Source organism: Bacillus sp. AK25, from assembly GCF_048270685.1.
Taxonomy (GTDB): Bacteria; Bacillota; Bacilli; order Bacillales; family Bacillaceae; genus Bacillus; species Bacillus altitudinis.
On sequence record NZ_JBLUWC010000001.1, the window covers coordinates 2,766,138 to 2,786,979 of the forward strand.

At 41.1% G+C, this 20,842-nt stretch carries 23 protein-coding genes; 11 read left to right on the forward strand and 12 right to left on the reverse strand.

From position 1 onward, the window contains the following. Positions 1-84 precede the first annotated feature (84 nt). Positions 85-1,071: a potassium channel family protein gene (locus ACNO7B_RS14450; RefSeq protein WP_417901634.1), complete on the forward strand. Its 987-nt coding sequence runs from the start codon at positions 85-87 to the stop codon at positions 1,069-1,071. Here ACNO7B_RS14450 and ACNO7B_RS14455 read toward each other — a convergent pair. From ACNO7B_RS14455 to ACNO7B_RS14475, 5 genes are all read right to left on the reverse strand, one after another. Next, positions 1,068-1,469 carry a YugN-like family protein gene (locus ACNO7B_RS14455; protein WP_024719713.1) on the reverse strand — a complete coding sequence of 134 codons (402 nt, stop codon included), beginning with the start codon at positions 1,467-1,469 and terminating at the stop codon, positions 1,068-1,070. The genes ACNO7B_RS14450 and ACNO7B_RS14455 overlap by 4 nt on opposite strands. 29 nt (positions 1,470-1,498) lie before the next feature. Beyond that, complete coding sequence (locus tag ACNO7B_RS14460; protein WP_025207892.1) at positions 1,499-1,717, reverse strand: spore germination protein; 219 nt, start codon at positions 1,715-1,717, stop codon at positions 1,499-1,501. Positions 1,718-1,832: 115 nt separating this feature from the next. Next, positions 1,833-3,188 (reverse strand): glucose-6-phosphate isomerase, encoded by a 1,356-nt coding sequence (locus tag ACNO7B_RS14465; RefSeq protein WP_024719715.1) that lies wholly within the window; start codon positions 3,186-3,188, stop codon positions 1,833-1,835. A gap of 126 nt (positions 3,189-3,314) precedes the next feature. Continuing rightward, positions 3,315-4,487 carry an iron-containing alcohol dehydrogenase gene (locus tag ACNO7B_RS14470; protein ID WP_268448371.1) on the reverse strand — a complete coding sequence of 391 codons (1,173 nt, stop codon included), beginning with the start codon at positions 4,485-4,487 and terminating at the stop codon, positions 3,315-3,317. Between the two features lie 119 nt (positions 4,488-4,606). Further along, positions 4,607-5,770 (reverse strand): iron-containing alcohol dehydrogenase, encoded by a 1,164-nt coding sequence (locus tag ACNO7B_RS14475; protein WP_008345790.1) that lies wholly within the window; start codon positions 5,768-5,770, stop codon positions 4,607-4,609. A 144-nt stretch (positions 5,771-5,914) separates the two neighbouring features. Between ACNO7B_RS14475 and ACNO7B_RS14480 the strand changes: the two genes are divergently transcribed. After that, positions 5,915-6,151, forward strand: coding sequence for a DUF378 domain-containing protein (locus tag ACNO7B_RS14480; protein WP_008345792.1), 237 nt, complete (start codon positions 5,915-5,917; stop codon positions 6,149-6,151). 66 nt (positions 6,152-6,217) lie between these two features. Here the strand turns inward: ACNO7B_RS14480 and yugI are convergent, their stop codons facing one another. From yugI to ACNO7B_RS14495, 3 genes are all read right to left on the reverse strand, one after another. After that, entirely contained in the window at positions 6,218-6,610 is a 393-nt protein-coding gene (gene yugI / locus ACNO7B_RS14485) for a S1 domain-containing post-transcriptional regulator GSP13 (protein WP_181891741.1), read from the reverse strand. A gap of 198 nt (positions 6,611-6,808) precedes the next feature. After that, complete coding sequence (locus tag ACNO7B_RS14490) at positions 6,809-8,002, reverse strand: aminotransferase (RefSeq protein ID WP_098680584.1); 1,194 nt, start codon at positions 8,000-8,002, stop codon at positions 6,809-6,811. Then, positions 8,003-8,503: an Lrp/AsnC family transcriptional regulator gene (locus ACNO7B_RS14495; protein ID WP_007500517.1), complete on the reverse strand. Its 501-nt coding sequence runs from the start codon at positions 8,501-8,503 to the stop codon at positions 8,003-8,005. It abuts the gene before it with no gap. Positions 8,504-8,681: 178 nt separating this feature from the next. Between ACNO7B_RS14495 and ACNO7B_RS14500 the strand changes: the two genes are divergently transcribed. Then, positions 8,682-9,506 carry an alpha/beta fold hydrolase gene (locus ACNO7B_RS14500; protein ID WP_417901635.1) on the forward strand — a complete coding sequence of 275 codons (825 nt, stop codon included), beginning with the start codon at positions 8,682-8,684 and terminating at the stop codon, positions 9,504-9,506. On the opposite strand, the gene ACNO7B_RS14505 is transcribed toward ACNO7B_RS14500, so the two are convergent. Then, positions 9,503-9,763 (reverse strand): DUF1871 family protein, encoded by a 261-nt coding sequence (locus tag ACNO7B_RS14505; RefSeq protein WP_025207895.1) that lies wholly within the window; start codon positions 9,761-9,763, stop codon positions 9,503-9,505. The two genes, ACNO7B_RS14500 and ACNO7B_RS14505, sit on opposite strands and share 4 nt — an antisense overlap. Before the next feature lie 83 nt (positions 9,764-9,846). On the opposite strand from ACNO7B_RS14505, the gene ACNO7B_RS14510 reads away from it, so the two are divergent. Together ACNO7B_RS14510 and ACNO7B_RS14515 are read left to right on the forward strand one after the other, a co-directional pair. Beyond that, positions 9,847-11,022, forward strand: coding sequence for a MalY/PatB family protein (locus tag ACNO7B_RS14510; protein WP_417901636.1), 1,176 nt, complete (start codon positions 9,847-9,849; stop codon positions 11,020-11,022). Between the two features lie 133 nt (positions 11,023-11,155). Next, the gene (locus ACNO7B_RS14515) at positions 11,156-12,448 is read left to right on the forward strand and encodes a sensor histidine kinase (RefSeq protein ID WP_008345807.1); all 1,293 of its coding nucleotides are present in this window, start codon (positions 11,156-11,158) and stop codon (positions 12,446-12,448) included. Here the strand turns inward: ACNO7B_RS14515 and ACNO7B_RS14520 are convergent, their stop codons facing one another. Further along, a complete protein-coding gene (locus ACNO7B_RS14520; protein WP_008345810.1) occupies positions 12,449-12,625 on the reverse strand; it encodes a hypothetical protein in 177 nt (58 codons plus the stop codon). A gap of 93 nt (positions 12,626-12,718) precedes the next feature. Here ACNO7B_RS14520 and ACNO7B_RS14525 point away from each other — a divergent pair, with 93 nt between their 5' ends. Continuing rightward, a complete protein-coding gene (locus ACNO7B_RS14525; RefSeq protein ID WP_410685508.1) occupies positions 12,719-13,111 on the forward strand; it encodes a kinase-associated lipoprotein B in 393 nt (130 codons plus the stop codon). Here ACNO7B_RS14525 and kapD read toward each other — a convergent pair. Continuing rightward, positions 13,108-13,725: a 3'-5' exonuclease KapD gene (gene kapD / locus ACNO7B_RS14530; protein ID WP_025207898.1), complete on the reverse strand. Its 618-nt coding sequence runs from the start codon at positions 13,723-13,725 to the stop codon at positions 13,108-13,110. The genes ACNO7B_RS14525 and kapD overlap by 4 nt on opposite strands. A gap of 218 nt (positions 13,726-13,943) precedes the next feature. Here kapD and ACNO7B_RS14535 point away from each other — a divergent pair, with 218 nt between their 5' ends. The 3 genes from ACNO7B_RS14535 to ACNO7B_RS14545 all read left to right on the forward strand — a co-directional run bounded on the left by ACNO7B_RS14535 (position 13,944) and on the right by ACNO7B_RS14545 (position 17,561). After that, complete coding sequence (locus tag ACNO7B_RS14535; protein ID WP_220482436.1) at positions 13,944-15,122, forward strand: MFS transporter; 1,179 nt, start codon at positions 13,944-13,946, stop codon at positions 15,120-15,122. Between the two features lie 108 nt (positions 15,123-15,230). Beyond that, positions 15,231-17,132 carry a transglycosylase domain-containing protein gene (locus ACNO7B_RS14540; RefSeq protein WP_410685509.1) on the forward strand — a complete coding sequence of 634 codons (1,902 nt, stop codon included), beginning with the start codon at positions 15,231-15,233 and terminating at the stop codon, positions 17,130-17,132. An 18-nt stretch (positions 17,133-17,150) separates the two neighbouring features. Then, positions 17,151-17,561 carry a thiol-disulfide oxidoreductase DCC family protein gene (locus tag ACNO7B_RS14545; protein WP_035389247.1) on the forward strand — a complete coding sequence of 137 codons (411 nt, stop codon included), beginning with the start codon at positions 17,151-17,153 and terminating at the stop codon, positions 17,559-17,561. Positions 17,562-17,604: 43 nt separating this feature from the next. Here ACNO7B_RS14545 and ACNO7B_RS14550 read toward each other — a convergent pair whose 3' ends face one another. Continuing rightward, positions 17,605-18,162 carry a YufK family protein gene (locus tag ACNO7B_RS14550; RefSeq protein ID WP_008345822.1) on the reverse strand — a complete coding sequence of 186 codons (558 nt, stop codon included), beginning with the start codon at positions 18,160-18,162 and terminating at the stop codon, positions 17,605-17,607. Between the two features lie 185 nt (positions 18,163-18,347). Between ACNO7B_RS14550 and malK the strand changes: the two genes are divergently transcribed. Beyond that, positions 18,348-19,949, forward strand: a complete 1,602-nt coding sequence (malK, locus tag ACNO7B_RS14555) for a malate sensor histidine kinase MalK (protein WP_417901637.1) — start codon at positions 18,348-18,350, stop codon at positions 19,947-19,949. Then, the gene (locus ACNO7B_RS14560; RefSeq protein WP_050826562.1) at positions 19,942-20,649 is read left to right on the forward strand and encodes a response regulator; all 708 of its coding nucleotides are present in this window, start codon (positions 19,942-19,944) and stop codon (positions 20,647-20,649) included. The genes malK and ACNO7B_RS14560 overlap by 8 nt, the downstream gene beginning before the upstream one ends. Positions 20,650-20,842 lie beyond the last annotated feature (193 nt).

Below are 20,842 nucleotides of genomic sequence, written 5' to 3' on the forward strand. Positions count from 1 at the left end.
CTATTTCAATACATGACGATGATGAAAAATTGTTTCCTAATCGGGCATACTGACATTAGCAGTCTCCCTGAAAGGACGAGTTCGATGAAATCAAACCGTATCTTCATTGCCTGGCTAAGATGGCCTCTTTATGTTCGCATTGCGATCATCATCTGTTTCTTGCTTCTCTTTTTTGGACAATTAATCGTCATACTTGAACCAAAGCAGTATCATACGATCTTTGATGGGATCTGGTGGGCTCTCATTACAGTCGCGACGGTAGGCTATGGTGATTTTGTGCCGCAAACCATGCCCGGACAAATCGCAGGTATGGCGCTGATTCTGATCGGGGCAAGCTTTGTAACGGCTTATTTTGCCACGCTTGCTGCCGCTGTATTTAGCAAACAGCACCATTATGTAGAGGGGAAGGTGGCTTTCAAGGGGAAGGGACATCTCATCATTGTCGGCTGGAATGAGAAAACGAACAAACTGCTTCAATCGTTTCAAACCATTGATCCCGCCATGCCGATTGTACTCATTGATGATTCCTTAAAGGAAGGACCTCTTTTAGAGAATGTCCATTTTATTAAAGGCCATGGTACAGAGGATGCCACACTTCGCAGAGCAAATATTATGAGTGCTCATACATTAATGATTACCGCCGACCAGCATGAAAATGAAGTGACAGCTGATATGCAGAGTGTCTTAACCTTGCTTGCGGCAAAAGGATTAAATCCTTCGTTATATTGTTTAATTGAAATTTTAACCGATCGCTATGTGAAAAATGCTGAGCGGGCTGGAGCCAATCAAGTCATCCATACTTCTGATGCCGTGAATCATTTAATGGTGGAGCATTTTCTTTTAAAAGAACAGCTCATGGCGTTAAAAATAAAAAGAAACATGACCCTCCATAAACAGATCACTATCATTCCAGTACCAGCTTCATTAGCTGGAGAGACATTCTTAACGGCACTTCATCACTTTTTAGAGCATCATGTGATCATTGTAGGCGTACAAAAAAAAGAAGGACCCATGATGAATCCTCCTTTTGGATATGAGCTTCATCCAGAGGATGAGCTGATCAGCTTTTAAAGCAGTACATCTTCTAATTCTTTGACGAGTGAAAAGCCAATTTCGGCATAAGCCTTTGACACATCTCCGTCTTTCTCTTTCGGTTCTTGGAATTGGTTAAAAGATGCCCCTACATTTCCAACCATCGCATGGTCATCTAATTTATCTTGATAGACATGCTTTAAGAGAAATGGATGTCCCATTTTCACCACAACGCCTGGCTGATCCAGCTGTCCTTTCTCGGCTGTAAACGGAACTCTGAGAAAGGTATAGCCGTCACGGTTGTCAATTTTATAATCAAAATATCCATGATCATAATCCCAATTCCCATTAATGACATATCCGAGCGGCTTCATGTTTTCTTCTAAATGGTACAGTGAAAAGCTTTCACCAGTTAGCCTAGATGGTACATGAATCATACAGAACCCTCCTTTTTGTATAGGGTTCGTTAAAGAGAGGAATTCATACATTTGCCTTTCGTGATTTGCACATTGTTTGTAAAAGCAGCATCAAATAAGCTTTGGCTGGATGATGCATTTGTCTCGTTCGCACTGCCCGCTCCTGATGTTTCTTTCGTAGCACTCATTGGACAAATCCGCCCAACATTCCCAAAATTAACGATGGCCTGCCCGGAAATGTCATGGATATAAATATGATTTGTTCTCATCGCTTCATCAACCTCCTCCATTGATTATTCTATGTACAGAGCTTGGGGAGGCTTGCACTGACACCATGAGAACATAAAAAAAGGCACATCTTATGAAAAGATGTGCCTTTTATTCTTATGATTGTTTGAGACGGCTCTCAAGTTCTGCCTTTTTCTCTTCGAAGCCCGGTTTTCCTAATAAAGCAAACATGTTCACTTTATACGCTTCTACTCCAGGCTGATCGAATGGATTGACGCCTAGTAAATACCCAGACATCGCACATGCTTTTTCGAAGAAGTACACGAGATATCCGAATGTATAAGCATCCATTTCAGGAATCGTCACAATCAGGTTCGGTACTTTTCCATCCGTATGAGCAAGCATTGTGCCTTCAAATGCTTTTTTATTGACGAAATCAACCGTTTTTCCTGCAAGATAGTTTAACCCATCAAGGTCTTGTTCTTCTGCTTCGATGACAAGTTCATGTCGTGGCTTGTCTACATTCACGATGGTTTCAAACAAGTCTCTTCTTCCTTCTTGTACATATTGACCAAGTGAATGAAGATCCGTTGAGAAGTTGGCAGATGAAGGATAGATTCCTTTTTCATCTTTCCCTTCACTTTCGCCGAATAACTGCTTCCACCACTCCGCAAAGTACTGTAAGCCTGGCTCATAGTTAATCAGCATTTCAATTGTCCGTCCTTTATTGTAAAGAACATTACGGACAACCGCATATTGATAAGCCGCATTTTCTGAGAGCTCAGATGAAGCGAAGTCTTCACTTGCTTTGGCAGCACCTTCCATCATTTGATCAATGTCTGCACCGCTTACAGCGATTGGCAATAGACCAACTGCTGTTAAGACGGAATAGCGTCCGCCGACGTCATCAGGGATGATAAATGATTCATAGCCTTCTTCAGTTGCTAATGTTTTGAGTGCCCCGCGTGCCTTGTCAGTTGTCGCATAGATGCGTTTTTTCGCTTCTTCAGCACCATATTTTTCGATAAGGAGCTTTTTAAAGATACGGAACGCAATGGCTGGCTCTGTAGTTGTACCAGATTTTGAAATCACATTAATGGAGAAATCGGCATCTTCTAGCAGATCCATTACATCTGTTAAATAAGAAGAACTGATGTTGTTTCCAATAAAGATGATTTGCGGTGTTTTGCGTTTGCCTTTTGGCAAACTATTATAGAAAGAATGGTTTAAAAACTCAATGGCCGCACGTGCGCCAAGATAAGAACCACCAATTCCAACAACGAGTAATACATCAGAATCAGATTTAATCTTTTCTGCACTTTTTTTAATGCGCGCAAATTCTTCGCGATCATATTGCTTCGGTAAGTCAACCCAACCTAAATAATCACTGCCAGTACCCGTTTGTTCATGAATATTATGATGGGCCACCTTCACAAAATCTTTTAAATATGTAAGCTCATGTTCTTGAAAGAAAGGTAACGCTTTCGAGTAGTCAAATTGAATATGTGTCATCGCTTGTAAGCCCTCCATTACGTTAGTTCTGTCCCTTTCACTTTAGCGGAACTAGCTATTGAAATCAAGTGATCGTCATTGGTACAGCAAAAAGCCGCTCCTCATGAAGAGAAGCGGCCATCCAAATTATAGAGAAGCTTTCAAAATCGCTAAAATGTCATCACGGCCAAGTTTCATAAAGTTACCAAAACCGCCATATTCCATTTCTTTTGCTGCGATGTCAGCAATTTTGTCCAGTTGATCTTCACCAATATCATAATCCGCTAAACGGCTCGGTGCACCTAGGCTTGTCCAGAAGGCTGACAGCTTGTCGATTCCTTCTAATGCGATGTCACGATCCGATTTTCCTTCTGTCTCAATGTCAAACATGTTCAACATGAGGTTTTTAAAACGTTCGACATTATGATCAAGTGTATGACGCATCCAGTTTGGGAAGAGGATCGCAAGTCCACCTGCATGCGGAATGTCATAGACTGCTGATACTGCATGCTCAATCGTATGTGATGCCCAGTCGCCAAAATAGCCCATTTGCAGCGTGCCATTTAAAGCAATCGTTCCTGCATAAAGGATGGTTTCACGGTGCTCATAGTTTTGTAAGTCTTCAAGTAGCTTTGGCGCTGTCTCGATGACTGTTTGAAGAACAGCAAAACACATCCGATCTTGTAGAGGCGTGTTTTTGACATTATGGAAATATTGTTCAAATACATGGCTCATCATATCAACCATGCCATACACCGTTTGATTCTCTGGCACAGAATATGTGTGCTCAGGATCTAAAATTGAAAAAGCAGGGTGCGTGACTGAACTGCCCCACACATACTTTTCATTTGTTTCCCAGTTCGTGATCACAGAATCCGGGTTCATTTCTGAGCCTGTCGCTGCAAGTGTCAATACTGTGCCAAATGGCAGTGCTTTTTGAGCGGTCGTTTTCTTTGAGATAATGTCCCATACATCCCCGTCATATTCTGCTCCAGCTGCAATGGCTTTTGTACAGTCGATGACACTTCCCCCACCAACTGCTAATAAGAAATCAATGTTCTCATTTTGGCAAATGTCGATCCCTTTTTGCACTGTAGTGAGACGAGGGTTCGGTTCAACTCCTGATAGTTCAAATATGTTAGCCTCTGCTTCATTTAAAGCGCTGATGACCTTATCATAAAGACCATTTTTCTTAATACTGCCTCCACCATATACAAGAAGCACTCGCTTTCCATAACGAGCGAGTTCGCTTTTTAGTCCGTCTAGTTGTCCTTTTCCAAACATCAATTTCGTTGGATTATAGTAAATAAAGTTCTCCATCTGTTCTACATCTCCTTAAAACATTTATATCCAAAAACATGAAAGACTACTGTAACATATGTACATGCAGAACTCAAAAAAGATAACTGCATAAAAGCAGCTATCTTTTCCATGTTCGATTATAAAGAAGCGTTTAAAATAGCTAGAACATCTTCTTTGTTCAGCTTTTTAAATTGGCCAAATTCACCACGTGCCATTGCACGGTCTGCAATCAGATCAATTTTCTCATCGTTGATGTCATAGTCAGCTAAACGGTTTGGTGCGCCTAGACTTGTCCAGAAAGCAGAAAGTTTTTCGATTCCTTCTAAGCCAACTTCTTCGTCTGTTTTGCCCGCAGGGTCTACATCGAATACACGCACTGCTAATTGCTTGAAGCGACCTGGGTTTTCTTGAATGACATGTTTCATCCAGTTCGGGAACAAGATCGCAAGTCCGCCTGCATGAGGGATGTCATACACCGCGGATACCGCATGCTCAATATTGTGAGATGCCCAGTCTCCGCGTGCGCCCATTGAAAGCATTCCATTCAGTGCAATGGTGCCTGTGAATAAAATCGTTTCACGAAGCTCATAGTTTTCCAAATCATTGATCAGCTTTGGTGCTGTTTCAATGACCGTACGAAGAAGTCCTTCACACATACGATCTTGGTAAGGTGTATTCTCCGTGTGATGGAAATATTGTTCAAACACGTGAGACATCATGTCGACCATGCCATAAATCGTATGGTTTTTTGGCACAGTAAATGTATTGACTGGATCAAGAATAGAGAATTTAGGGAAGACAGCTGGACTGCCCCATCCGTATTTCTCATTTGTTTCCCAGTTTGTGATGACGGAGCCAGAGTTCATTTCAGAACCTGTCGCGGCAAGTGTTAATACTGTACCAAATGGGATGGCTTCCATTGGGACATGCTTACGAGTGACGATATCCCAAGCATCTCCATCGTATTTCGCACCAGCTGCGATCGCTTTGGTTGCGTCAATGACGCTACCACCGCCGACTGCCAAAATAAAATCAATTTGGTTCTCTTTGCAAAGCTCAACCCCTTTTCTAACCGTTGTTAAGCGCGGGTTTGGCTCAACACCAGCAAGCTCAGTAATTGTAGCTCCTGATTCTTTTAAGATGCTGACAACTTGGTCATAAAGGCCATTTCGTTTAATGCTGCCTCCACCATATACAAGCAATACGTTTTTTCCGTAGTGTTTTAGTTCATCTGAAAGGGCTGATACTTCTCCCTTTCCAAAGATTAATTTCGTTGGATTCCAATAAGTAAATCGATCCATGTGATCTCCTCCTCGCGCTACATTATGCGCTTCTTTCATTCCAAAAGTAAAGTAATTTGCTTTCATCCATTTTCTTACGCATAGTTTGGCTAAAAATCTGCAAAATATAAATGTATTGATACTGTAGCGAAAGGAGGAATCACGATGAGTGCTATTCAACGTATTGCCCTCGTGCTCACGATTATCGGTGCTATTAACTGGGGACTAATCGGCTTTTTTCAATTTGACTTAGTAGCAGCGATCTTTGGCGGTCAAGGTGCTGCATTATCACGTATTATTTATGGTCTTGTTGGAATTGCAGGTCTTGTTAACCTTGGTCTATTATTCAAGCCAAGCGAAGAAGCTGTCCGCCGTGACGAGCCGAATCCAGAGGTTCGCTAACAAAAAGACATAAAAAAGGCTGCCTATATGAGGCAGCCTAAGGCACCGTTTGAAGCGGTGCTTTTTTTATTTCTTGATAAGGTCTTTACGGTTTGATTGCTCAATCCACTCTTCAAGTTTATCTTTCAGTGTATTGAAACCTTGTGGTGCAGCAGCTTCTTCTTTCACTTGCTGTGGTCTTTGTTTCTTTGCTTTGCTTTCTTTTCTTTCAGGTGCTTCTTGCGTTGCACGGATAGAAAGGCTGATTTTACCAGCATTTTCATCAACAGAAAGAACTTTTACTTGTACTTCGTCACCAATTGAAAGGTGCTCGTTGATGTCTTTTACAAAACCATGAGTTACTTCAGAAATGTGCACAAGTCCTTGAGTTTCTTCATCTAATGCAACAAACGCACCATACGCTTGTAATCCTGTTACTTTACCAGTGTAAACACTGCCTACTTCAAACTTTGTCGCCATGATAACAACTCCTAAATAAATGTTTTAATATTCGTTTATACGCAATTAAAAACTATATCACAGAACGGTCTTTTACGCAAAATATTTTTTAATTGGGTTTAGATCCGTTCAAAAGGGGGAATACCTGAAAACAAGAATGCTTTCTAGTATTCCCCCCTAATTTGAGAGGCATGAGTCCAGATGGATTGATGCCTTTTTTTATTTTAAGATAGCAGGTGCCTCTTCTTGCACTTGTCTATTCTGCAAAAAACGCTGGATTCTTGAAAGTGATTCCTGCAAGTGATCGAGTGATGACGCATATGAACAACGAATATGTCCTTCACCACTTGGGCCGAATACATTTCCAGGGACAACCGCTACTTTCTCGCTAAGCAGCAGCTCCTCGGCAAATTGTTCTGAAGTCATGCCTGTGCTTTTAATGGATGGGAAAGCGTAAAACGCTCCGTTTGGCTGGTGGCAAGTGAGTCCAAGTTCATTGAGAGAGCCGACAAACAAATTACGTCGTCTTCTGTAGCTTTTCTTCATTTTCTCCACATCTTCAAGTCCATTTTTTAATGCTTCTTCTGCAGCATATTGTGCCATAGCTGGTGCACACATCATAGAATATTGATGTATTTTCAGCATGGCATCACGGAGGACTGGCGGTGCTGCCACATAGCCTAAGCGCCAGCCTGTCATAGCAAACCCTTTGGAAAAACCTGAAATCAAAATCGTTCTTTCCTTCATATCTTGAATCGCCGCTACGCTCGTAAAAGCTTCATCGTACGTCAGCTCTGCATAAATCTCATCTGTGATGATTAAAAGATCATGCTCCTTTGCAAACTGAGCAATATCTTCAAGCTCTTCTTTCGAGTAAACAGACCCTGTTGGGTTTGATGGAGAGCATAGCAAGATGGCTTTTGTTTTCGGCGTCAGCTTCGTACGAAGATCAGCAGAATCGGCTTTAAAATCTTTTTCTGCCGATGTACTTAAATAAACCGGTACACCGCCCGCAAGTGTCGTCAGAGCCCCATATGCGACGAAACAAGGCTCTGGGATGATTACTTCGTCCCCGTTGTTTAAAATGGCGCGAAAGGCCAAATCAAGCGCCTGGCTGCCGCCAACAGTAATAATGAGTTCTTCTTCAGGGCTGTATTCAATTTGAAACCGCTTATATAAATAATGGCTCAATTCTTTTCGCAAAGAGAGCAGCCCAGCATTTGCTGTATAAGAGGTCAGTCCTTGCTCTAAAGACATAATACTAGCTTCTCTCACATTCCAAGCTGTCACGAAATCCGGTTCGCCGACCCCAAGGGAGATAACCCCTTCCATTGTGGCTGCCAAATCAAAGAATTTCCGAATACCTGACGGCTGAATGCTTTGTACCGTTTCAGATAAATAAGACTTTTTCATTTAAGGAGACACCACGATTCTTTTGTCATCGTCCCCTGTTTCAAAGACTTTCCCATCATGCTTATATCTTTTCAAAATAAAGTGGGTAGTGGTTGAAACAACAGAATCAAGTGTCGATAATTTTTCAGATACGAAGCGGGCGATATCAGACATGGATCTTCCTCTGATCACAACAGATAAATCATACACGCCTGACATTAAATACACGGACTCCACTTCTTGGAACCTGTAAATGCGTTCAGCAATTTCATCAAAACCGACGCCTCTTTTTGGGGTCACTTTCACATCAATCATCGCTGTAACGCCTTCGTGTCCGTCTACTTTTCGCCAGTCAATCATGGTCGAATAATCAATAATGACTTTTTGATCTTCGAGCTTTTGAATAATGGCTTCTGCTTCTTCTGATGTCACACCTGCCATTTTTGCAATTGTATTTAAATCGGCGCGGCTGTTTTCATCTAAAATCTCTAATATTTCAGTTTCTTTTTCGGTTAGTTTCATTGATTTCACACCTCTGATTGTAAAAAGCTAGTTTTAAAAAATCTTCTGAACATTATAGCACGTTTTTCCCATTATGCTAAGCAGGGAAAAGATTCTAATCGTAGCTTAAAATCCACTTTTTAGGGTACAATACAGTCACCTAACAGAGAGTGAGTATCAAATATCGGAGTTGATGAGTGTGGACATTGTACAGCCATCCTATATGAAAAGTAAATTCGGTTTAGATATCTATTACGAACACTATCCAAATGAAGGTAAGAAGACATTGATTTTGATTCACGGCCTTTTCTCATCTACCTTCAGCTATCGAAAGCTCATCCCGCTTCTGAAACAAGACTTCAATTTAATTGCGATTGATCTGCCTCCATTCGGGCAGTCCGAAAAATCGAATACGTTCATTTACAGCTATCGCAACATGGCAAAAATTATCATTGAACTAGCTGGTTATTTGCAGATTCAGCATGCGATCCTCGTGGGTCATTCCATGGGGGGACAAATTGCTTTATATGCTGCCTTTGAGCGTCCCGACCTATTTGAAAAAGCTGTTCTTTTATGCAGTTCAGGGTATATGAATAAGTCCAAAAAGTCGCTTGTTTACAGCACATATATTCCTTATTTTTATCTCTATTTAAAAAGAAAGTTGTTCAAGCAAGGTATTATGAAAAATTTAACCGCTGTTGTGCATGATCATTCGATTATTGATCAAGAGATGGTGGACGGATATTTAAAGCCTTTTTCAGATGACCAAATTTTCAGAGGTATTTTTCGTTTGATTCGGCATAGGGAAGGCGATTTAGCGTCAGATGTCTTAAAGAAAATGGAGACACCTGTCCTGCTGATTTGGGGGGAGGAAGACCGGATCGTTCCTATTCAAATTGGCGAAAGACTGCACAAGGATCTGCCGCATTCAACCTTTCACGCATTAAAAAAAACCGGTCACCTCATCCCTGAGGAAAATCCGGTCTTTGTGTCTGATCAAATTGGTCATTTCAGCCTGTCTTAAAACGAGCAGGAGCTACTTTCTCTTATGATAAAAAGCTGATTTGCGATATGCTGGCAGCTTTCCATCGGAAGAAGCTGATCAAATGAGTGATGGTAAATGGCTTGAATGTCTTTCGCAAAAGATAACGGGTCTTCTGCGTCGTATAAGGCACTGATGACGTCAGCAGGCTCCGTTTCGTAAAAGTCCTCTCCATACTGAAAAGGGTCCCATGCCTTAATGATTTGAATCATCTCTTCTACAGCTTGACTATCTTTCATGGGGATCACCGCTTATAATAAATTTTGTGATGTTTATTTTAGCACAACCAAGAATGGTTGAAAAACGGCTAGAGGTGGGTTTCATGAATTTCGACGAACAGATCATACGTAAAGGTTCAAAATCAGTCAAATGGGATCAAGCAGAGTCTTTGTTCCTGACAACAGATGCGCTGCCAATGTGGGTAGCAGATATGGATTTTAAAGCGCCCCAAGTCGTGCTTGATGCTTTAAAAGAACGATTAGATCACGGCGTATTCGGCTATGCATTTCAGGATCAGGATACGCAGCAAGCAGTAGCTGACTGGGTCAAAAGAAGACACGGTTGGACGATACAAACAGATGCCGTCACCTTCACACCAGGTATCGTGACAGCACTTAGTTTTGCGGTACAAGCCTTTACAGCTCCGAATGATGAAGTGGTCATTCAGTCACCGGTGTATACGCCCTTCTATCAAATGATTGAAAGAAACGGACGTATCGTCTCAACCAACCCTTTAAAAATAGAAAACAACCGTTACATGATGGATTTTGATGATTTAGAGAAGAAATTAAGAAGGCCAGAAGCAAAGCTGATGTTTCTTTGTCATCCGCATAATCCTTCAGGGAGAGCTTGGTCAAAAGAGGAATTAAAGCGTGTAGGAGATTTATGTGTACAGTACGGTGTCACCGTCGTGTCAGATGAAATTCATTCCGATCTGATGCTTTTCGGACAGCCGCATGTGCCTTTTGCCAGCCTTTCTGATGACATAGCTAACATCACGGTAACGTGTATTGCACCGAGTAAAACATTTAATTTAGCTGGTCTTCAGGCATCTGCCATTATCATTTCTGATGAAGAAAAAAGAACCCTTTTCACCAATGAAGTGCAAAGAAATGGATTGTCTAAACTGAATGCCTTTGCGATTCCTGCCATGGAGGCGGCCTATCGCCACGGTGATGAGTGGCTTGATTCACTTGTTCTTTATCTCGAAAATAATATGAAGATCGCAATGGATTATATTGATGAATATCTGCCGAGCATGCGTTATATGAAACCAGATGCTTCTTATCTATTGTGGCTGGATATTCGTGATTATGAGCTCACTCAAGCAGAATTGAAACGTAATCTGCTGAAAAAGGGCAAGGTCATACTAGAGCTCGGAAACGTATATGGGCACGAAGGAGACGGCTTTATTCGAATGAATCTAGGCTGTCCTGCCGGAACAGTAAAAGAAGGTCTGAAGCGCCTTCACCAAGCATTCACTCAATCATCCGAATAAAACCATTTCTATCAAAAGAACATCCTAACGGGTGTTCTTTTTAAAGAAAAAAACCCTCCTATTATCATATCTACTTTGTACATGAAATGATATAATGAGAGGAATTACAATTATTTACGAGGAGAGCATTTAAATGGAAATGTTCAAGGATTTTCTGCTCCATGTATCTTTTATTCTATTTCCAATCTTTTTATATCATGCACTATGGCTAAGCCGGACCCCTGCTCATTTCCCTAAAACGAATAAACTGCTCATCACCATATTTGCATCCATTTCATCAGCACTATGTATTATGTATCCAGTTGGTTCGATTTTAGATTTGCAGACTGGGCTTCAATCGATTCCCCTTGTACTGGCTATTTTATACGGGGGATATACCGCCGGAATCGTTGCTATCTTAGTTAGTTCAACCGTAAAGTTCGTGATGTATGGCTCTTTTTTATGGGTTGGATTGATTGTTGTACCGATTTACTTTTTCATTCCTTTCCTGCTTTACCGGAAATGGCGCCAATATTCTAAGCAGAGAAAGCTGTTATACGGAGTCCTAATTGCGTTATCAAAAGGGATGTTTATTTACATTGGACTGCTTGTTGTCAGCTTAATAGAGTACAGCCCTGCATTCATTATGCAACAAAAGCTGCTCGAATTATTTTTCTCAACTCTTTACTACATATTCTTTCTTGTGCTGAGTATTTATTCCATTGAGTTTGTGAAAGAGAATGCGCAAATGAGAACACAGCTTGTCCAATCAGAGAAACTGACGATTGTGAGTGAACTGGCAGCAAGTGTCGCCCATGAAGTCCGCAATCCGCTGACGGTGGTGAGAGGATTTATCCAACTGCTCTTTTCAAGTGACAATACGAAAGAGCCGTCAACCAATAAAGATTATAAAAATCTCGTTTTATCTGAACTTGACCGTGCGCAGGATATTATTACGAGCTATCTTGATATTGCGAAACAAAATTATTATCAAATTGAATCTCTCAATTTATCTAAATTACTTGAAGAGTGTGCATCGCTGATGACATCCTATGCGAATTTTAAGTCGGTCACGATTCATCAATCGATAGAACCAGACTTATACATCCAAGGGGATGAAACGAAAATCAAACAAGTCATGATTAATTTAATCAAAAATGCAATCGAAGCAGCGCCCGAACACGAAGGTAAAATCGAACTGTTTGCTTCAAAAGAAAATCATCGAATCTGCCTTTATTTCGTTGATAACGGTGTAGGCATGTCAGAAAGCCAAATGAAAAAGCTTGGTGAACCCTATTACACATTGAAAAATAAAGGAACAGGGCTTGGGTTGACAGTGACATTTTCCATCATTGAAAATCATCATGGAACGATTCGTTTCAAAAGCTCATTGCAGTCTGGTACAACAGTCACCGTGAAGTTTCCTGAAGATACAAGAAGAAAATGATCAATCCATTTTTTTTGTCCTTTTTTCATCGATCTGCTCCTGCTTTTTAGAAGCACGAACGATCAGACGAAAGCAAATAAATGCAGCAGCAAAGAAAAGCACCGTCGTGATTGCCGCAGGGATATACTCCCTTTTATCTTCAGGAAAATACAGTAGAAAGAATATGATGAACGACATGTTCCGCTCTTCCCCCTTTTGCTCGTTTACTTCACTATATTGGCTAAAAGAAAGGAAATACCTTCTTATGCGAAGGAAATGGAGGAATTTCATATGACAGACATTCAGATTGGACAAATCGTGAAAGGTTTTTACAAAACAGGTGTTTACATTGGGGAAGTGACAGCCGTTAAACCATCTACTTATCTCGTTCAAGTAAAAGCGGTTTTAACACACCCCACTCAAGGAGACCTGCATCATCCAAAAGAAGCGGACGTACCTTTTTTTCAGGAAAGACGAGCTTTGGCCTTTAGGGAACAGACGAACATCCCTCATCATATGGTCAAGCCTTATGATGGCGACATACCTGATTATCAAGTATCACTGAAAGACGCCGTAGACAAATTGAAAAAAGGGCTCAGTGCGGATGATTCCAATTGGGCTGAAAAATCAAGAGCGTGCCTCTCTTCTCTTGAAAAAGATTATTTCCCAGAAGACGCCCGCTAATCTGCCGAATCAAAAAAGTGAGAGAAGTCAATGAGTTCACCAATTTTGGTTGTTTGCGGATTTTCCACATAGGATCGATCTTTTTCAAAAAGGGTGAACAGCTGATAAGTGGTCATGGCATCATCGAGTGCTTTATGATGCTTACCAGCTCCTTCACTACCGTACTCCTTAGCTGCTTTCCGAAGTCCTGTGAGTGTTCTATCCCCAAAAAAGGTTTTATATTCAAAAGCCAGATCCCTTTGATTCCCCTTAAAAGGAAAACCAATATGATTGAGCATACAGTTTTGCTTCAGTACCTTCATGTCCATATTTCCCCATGTGATAATCTCACAGTCTTCTCCCCCATCGAGTGACACGAGCTTCTCGATAAACGTCTCAAAAGAAATCCCGCTTTCTACATCCTGCTGCGTAATGCCAAGAAACGATTTACAGCGCTTTGTCAGCTTCGGGAACTTTTTCGGTTTGACATAGCTTGAGAATGTGTCTATGATCGTTTCATTTGATGCTTTGACGACACCGGCCTCAATGATTTCCGGGAAAAAATTTTGCGGATGATATTTCCCATCAGGCATCGTAAATTCAAAATCGACCACAAGCAGCGTCTTCTGTTCCATCAGTCTCACCCCACTTTCTCGTCTGTTTTCCATCCTGCTACTATTATATTAAGACGGACTTTGAAATCACTTCATTTTCGTGAAAATAATGCAGATTCACTATGCCCAACCTATTCATCAGATGAAAGATCGTTTATTTTCCTTTATAATTATTAAGGAACACGAAATAAATAAAGAAGGTGGTCTTTATCACAAACAGGAAGAAAAACTTGTACATCATGTGGTTTGTGAACTTTTTTGTATCTGCCAGCATTACAATGATCGTCCCTTTTTTATCACTTTACATAGAGTCTCTTGATAGCAGTTATTCGAATGAATTTGTTCAAAGATGGAGCGGCTATGTCTTTGGGGTTACGTTTTTAACAGCCTTTCTCATTTCTCCAATTTGGGGACGGATTGGTGACCGGCATGGCTATAAAAAGATTTTGCTCATTAACGGCATTGGGATTGCAACAAGCATTTTATTAATGGGGCTTGTTCAAACCGTTTATCAACTATTTGCGTTAAGGCTTTTCATGGGGCTTGTGACAGGCTTTATTTCGACTTCGATGGCACTGATTTCTGCACAGACCGAAAAGGCAACAGCCGGTAAGACCCTTGGTACGATGCAGATGAGTAATGTTGCCGGAGGCTTATTCGGTCCATTAATGGGTGGATTTATGGCAGACAGTGTCGGATTCATTTATACATTTTTCTTAACAGCTGCTGTCATATATGTGTCAGCGATTGTCATTATCTTCGGTGTGAAAGAACAGCCGATCCGTTCAAAAGAAGCAAAACGGGTTTCTTACTCACGGAAGGACGTCCTTGTCCATATTTTCAAACAGCCTTTACTTGTCGTCACCATGCTTCTCACATTTATTACGCAAGTCGGGAACTTTAGTATTCAGCCGCTTTTAGCCTTGTACATTCATGATTTACACGGCCCCGTCAACCTTGCCTTTTATGCAGGACTGGCGTTTTCTGCAACGGGGCTTGGCAATTTGCTGTTTACACGGAAATGGGGAGACCTTGGAGATCGAATTGGTCACGATAAGGTGCTGCTTGCCCTTCTCATCCTCTCCTCCATTTTATTCATCCCGCAAGCGATGGCAGATTCCTACGGGATGTTAGTGATCTTCCGTTTCTTATACGGGATGGCACTAGGCGGCATCATTCCTTGTACGACGGCCTATATTCGCATCAAAGCGCCTGCCTCTATGCAAGGGGAAGTGCTTGGTTACAATGTCAGCTTCCGCTTTCTTGGAAATGTCGTCGGACCCGTCATAGGCGGTATTGTGGCGAGTCATTACGGAATTCCAGCTGTCTTTTATGTCACCGCCGGCATTTTCCTTTTCGGGGCATTATTTTTATGGGCGGTCCGCTCACAATCAAAGACAAAAGAGAGGAGTGTCTGATCCATTATCAGATACTCTTTTCTTCTGTCTAAATGCCTTGTTTACTAGACTTCACGTCTATTCTTTTCTAAAAATAACCTTCTCGTAATCGCAAAAGAATGGTACGATATGGCTAGAAATCCGAAGAAAGTGAGTGACCTCATGTTTCGTGCAATCATTGGTTGGTTATTACTTGCTGCCCTCATCCCATTATTTGTTCTGACTTTTTATCTATCAAAGGAAGAAGCCGCAAGTGTAAAACCTGTTAACGAAGTGCTTGATCAAAAAATCAAGCTGGAAAAGGTAGACTTTTCCCAAAACAGTTATATGTATGATCGAGATGGTTCTCTTATCTCTGAGATCGTATCAAACGATGAGAACCGTGTTTTCGTGAAGTACGATAAAATTCCTGATTCCGTCAAGGAGCTGTTCCTCCGATCAGAGGACCGCAACTTTTATGACCATAAAGGCATTGACTTTATGGGCGTGATTCGTGCCCTTGCTGCAAATGTGAAAAACCATGGCATTAGCCAAGGCGCCAGCACCATCACACAACAGTTATCCCGTAATTTATATTTAAGTCATGAACGTTCATTCAGCCGAAAGTTTACAGAACTGCTCTATTCCTATGAGCTCGAGCGAAAATTTACAAAAGAGGAAATTCTCGAAAGCTATTTAAATACGATTTATTTCAGTAACGGGGTTTACGGTGTCGGTTCTGCGGCTAATTACTATTTTGATAAGCCGCTTAGTTCTTTGACACTTGCACAGATGGCATTTATTTCTGCGATTCCTAACAACCCTACGCTGTATGACCCATTGAAACAATTCAAACATACAAAGAAACGCCAGGAACGGCTGCTTGGTATTTTACAAAAAGATGGTGTCATTACTAAGAAGCAATACAAAAAAGCAGTGAAAGAAAAAATCAGCTTGTCCTTAAGTGAAAAGAAAAATCTTTATCCTGACTATGTGACATATGCCAATGAAGAATTTACCGATCTGGTGTCTGATCAGGAAGGCTTTACAAAACGATTGAAAAAAGCCAAAACAGCTGGCGCAAAAAAAGCAATTCAAAAAGAATTATCAGAAAAGGTTAGTGCATTGCTTCAAGATGGTGTGAAGATTTATACAGCACTAGACCCTTCCTTACAGCAAAGAGCGGTTTATCAGCTCAATGCACAATTGCCTTATCAAGGTGTGGAAGGCGGTTCAGCAGTCATTAACCACCAAACCCACCAAATCGTCGCACTTGCTGGCGGGAAGAATTATAAAAAGTTTGATTTCAACTACGCCTATCAAGCGCAAAGACAACCAGGTTCCGCAATTAAGCCGCTGTTAGATTATGGCCCTTATATTGATCAAACCGGTGCCACGGCATCAAGCAAAATCAGTGCCGGCAAGTTTTGCAGTAGCGGATATTGCCCGCAAAACTATAGTCATAAAACATATGGAACTGTGACACTTGAAACAGCCTTTAAGAACTCTTACAATACACCAGCGATTCGTATGCTTGATACAGTCGGTGTCAAAAAAGGCTTCAGCTATTTAGAAAAGTTTTCATTCGAACATATTGTCGCAGATGATTACCGTCTCCCTTCTGCACTTGGAGGATTTACAAAAGGCTTCTCGCCGCTAGAAATAACCGATGCCTATACCGTGTTTGGCAATCAAGGTGCCTATACGCGAAATCACTCCATTACAAAGGTCACAGACTTAAACGGCAAAACCCTTTACAAGTGGAAAGAGTCGCCGAAGCAAATCTACTCTCAGCGTACAAATGAAACAATGCGCAAGCTGCTTGCCTCTGTTGTGAAAAGTGGAACAGGGAAAAAGGCGAATTTCAATTCTCCTTACATTGGGGGGAAAACAGGGACATCCAATGACTACAAAGACATTTGGTTTGTTGGCCTGACAGATCAATACACAATGGGTGTATGGGTCGGAAGAGATAGAGGAACCGTTGAATCGATTTATAGTTCAAGCCCGCACTTACGTATTTGGAAACAAACTATGCAATACGCTAGATAAACAGGAGGTTTGATTGCAATGCATTCAACACAACCCTCTCACTTCATTTTATTTGACGGTGTCTGCAACGTGTGCAGTGGTGCTGTTCAGTTTATCATCAAGCGCGACCCGAATGAGCGGATGATGTTTGCTTCTTTACAATCAGATACAGGGCAGCGTGTTTTAAAAGAAAACGGCTTGCCTTTAGATGAGTTCAATTCATTCATTTATATTGAAAATGGGACCCTTTATATGAAGTCAACAGGCATCTTAAAAGCCGCACGGCATTTAAAAGGGATATACAGATGGAGCTATTTACTCCTCGCGATCCCTCGTCCAATCCGTGACTGGTTTTATCAGCTCATTGCAAAGAATCGCTACAAATGGTTTGGTCAAAAAACATCCTGTATGATGCCTACACCTGAAATTCAGAAGCGGTTTCTTCCATAAAAAAAGCATCCTCCATCATCGGAGGATGCTTTCTTTCGTCTGATTAAGCTGGCAGACTCGCCATCACACTGTTATAAAGCTTAATAAATAAGTACAAAATGCCGATCAAAAACGTGGCCCAAAACAGCAGAATAAACATCATAAACCCAATTAAATTCAGCATGGAAAGTGATTGATAAATGCGTACCACAACCCAGATAAAATAGACGAGACTTGCTAAAACAAAAAGTCCAACAAGCAGAATGAGCTGCTGCGTCAATAGAAATGCAAGTAAGCTGGCAAACAAATAGACAACCGATGCAATCCGAATTTTCTTTAAGTTCTCCCCTTCAGGGTCCTTTGCAAAAAAGAGCAGCGCCAACTCTAACACCGTATCTGCAATGAGTTTTAAAGCAGATAAAATCATAAAATAAACAAGTGCAAATGCGGCAAACAAAGCAAGACGAATGCCCTGTTCAGAGAAAAATTCCAGCATTCCTTTTAAAATCCCTGCTTGGGTCAAGAAGTCAGTCGTGATACCTACTGTAAAAATAGAAAAGGCAGAGCTGAATAGCAAAATCGAAATCAGCGGAAAATATCCAGTCAAATATGTATTTTTCATAAATAGATCCTTTCTCATAAGCTCATTTTTATTATGGCTCACTTAAAACGGATTGACAAGATGCTTTCCAAGTAAACTGGAATCTAAATCAAATTTGTGATTTTGCACGTACATTCCTTCACAAACTTACATTTTCCCGTTAAAGTATTACTATTACGAAAAAATTGCACGTTAGGGGTATACTCGTGAAAAAAACTTTAAGACTGCAAACACGGCTGACGATCTTTGTCTGTATTGTTGTCCTGATCTCCCTCTGTATCACATTCTTTACGATCTGGTCAGAAACAGCCAAAAATATTCATCAGCAGGAACGTGACATTGCCCTCTCTACTGCCAAAATGGTCGCAGAGGCTCCGATCACAGCGAAATCATTAGAAAAAGATCAATCATATACAGCACTACGGAAATATACAACCAATGTGCAGCGTATCACCAAAACCGAATTCGTTGTCGTCATGGATATGAACGGTATCCGCAAAACACATCCGAATCCGCAAAAGATTGGGAAGCGGTTTGCTGGCGGTGATGAAAAACCGGCTTTACAGGGTAAAGAACATATTAGTACCGCATCTGGAACACTTGGCAAGTCCATGCGTGCCTTTGTTCCTGTTTATAACCAAGATGGCAAGCAGCTCGGGGCTGTGGCAGTTGGGATTACATTAAAGGAAATTGATTTAATTATTCATCAAAGCCTGCTCCCGCTCTACTTTGTCACATCGCTTAGCCTTTTATCTGGCATTATCGGCGCACTCATTGTGGCACGTAAAGTAAAGAAGATTATGTTTGGACTAGAACCAGATGAAATTGCCACTTTATTAAAAGAACGAAGCGCTATGCTAGAGTCAACAAAAGAAGGCATTCTTGCCGTCGATCAGCACGGTAAAATCAAGCTGGCAAATGCAGAAGCTAAACGTCTTTTTCATAATATGGGCATTATGGTTGACCCTAGAGAACAAGATGTACAGGCCCTTCTTCCTTCAAGCGGCTTAAAGCAAGTAATCGAAACACGGAAACCGCTGCTTGATCGCGATGTCAGAATGAACGGTTTGGAGCTGGTCTTTAATGAGGTACCGATTACGGTAAAAGGAGAAATTGTCGGAGCGATCGCAACCTTCCGTGACAAAACAGAAGTCAAACATCTGGCTGAGCAGCTGAGCGGGGTGAAGATGTATGCCAATGCACTTCGTGCCCAGTCACACGAATTTATGAACAAGCTCCATGTCATTTTAGGATTGGTCCAGCTGAAGAACTATGATGACCTTGGCACCTATATTAAAGATATTGCGATTTATCAGCAGACAGAAACAAATGAAATCATCAACCATGTGAAAAACTCTGTCTTAGCCGGGTTTTTACTAGGAAAACAAAGCTACATCAGAGAACAAGGCGCAGCTTTAGAAGTCAATTGCAGTACACAGGTACCAAACTCGGAGGATCCAGCAGTCACACATGACCTTATTACGGTCATCGGTAATCTGTTAAATAACGCACTCGATGCCGTTTCCCATACAGAGAACAAAAATATCTCCATCTCATTCAGATATGTCCAAGAGCAGCTTCATATTGAAATTACAGACACAGGTGTCGGTCTGACAAAAGAAGAACAGGACATTATGTTTGATCAAGGCTTTTCAACAAAAGGAGAAGACAGAGGATTTGGCCTTTACTTTGTTGACCAAAGCATCAAAAAACTGAACGGACATATGATCGTCATAAGCGAAAAAGGAGAAGGAACGACCTTTAGTCTCCGTATTCCATATAAACAAAAGGAGGATTCACATGATTAATGTGTTGATCGTAGAAGATGATCCAATGGTCGGGGAGCTGAATAAACGCTACTTGACCCAAATAGAAGGATTTGAATTAAAAGGGATTGCCACCTCATTTCAAAAGGCACTAGACATCTTAAAATCAGAAATCATTCACCTTGTATTGCTTGATATTTATATGCCTGGACAAAATGGGCTCGCCCTATTATCAGAAATTCGTCAGCAAAATCATTCCGTTGACGTCATCGTCATTTCAGCTGCAAATGAAGTGGATGTCGTACAGCAAACGATGCGAAACGGAGCTGTCGACTATTTAATCAAACCTTTTGAGTTTGAACGCTTCCAATCAGCACTGGCAGAATATAAAAGAAAACATGCCCTATACCAAACGATGAACAGCATCTCGCAAAATGATTTAGACGCGAAGCTTTTTCATAAAAAAGCAGAGGCGGAAAAAGTCCTGCTGCCAAAAGGCCTGACGAAGAGCACACTCAAACTCATCTGGACAAGCATTCAATCATTCGGTCAGCAGGCTTTCACGACCGAAGACCTAGCGAATCATACAGAAATCTCCCAAGTTTCGATTAGAAAATACTTGAAATTTCTTGAGGATATCGAAGTGGTTGATGTGGAGATGGCATACGGGACAATCGGCCGCCCTGTTTTCCAATATAAACTGAATACAAGCAACATGAATTTGATACAGCAATATCTTTAATTTGACACATCTGACCTTTCTCAAAGGCCAGATGTTTTTTTATGGCATACGATGTCACAAACCCCTTGATATCAGTGGTTCCACTGTAGTAGAGCACATCATAAAAGCGGCATTATATCATATTTCAGCGCATAAAAAGACATCGAATTTAGCCTTTTAACATTTTTTTAAAAATAAAACAAATTTCTATTTA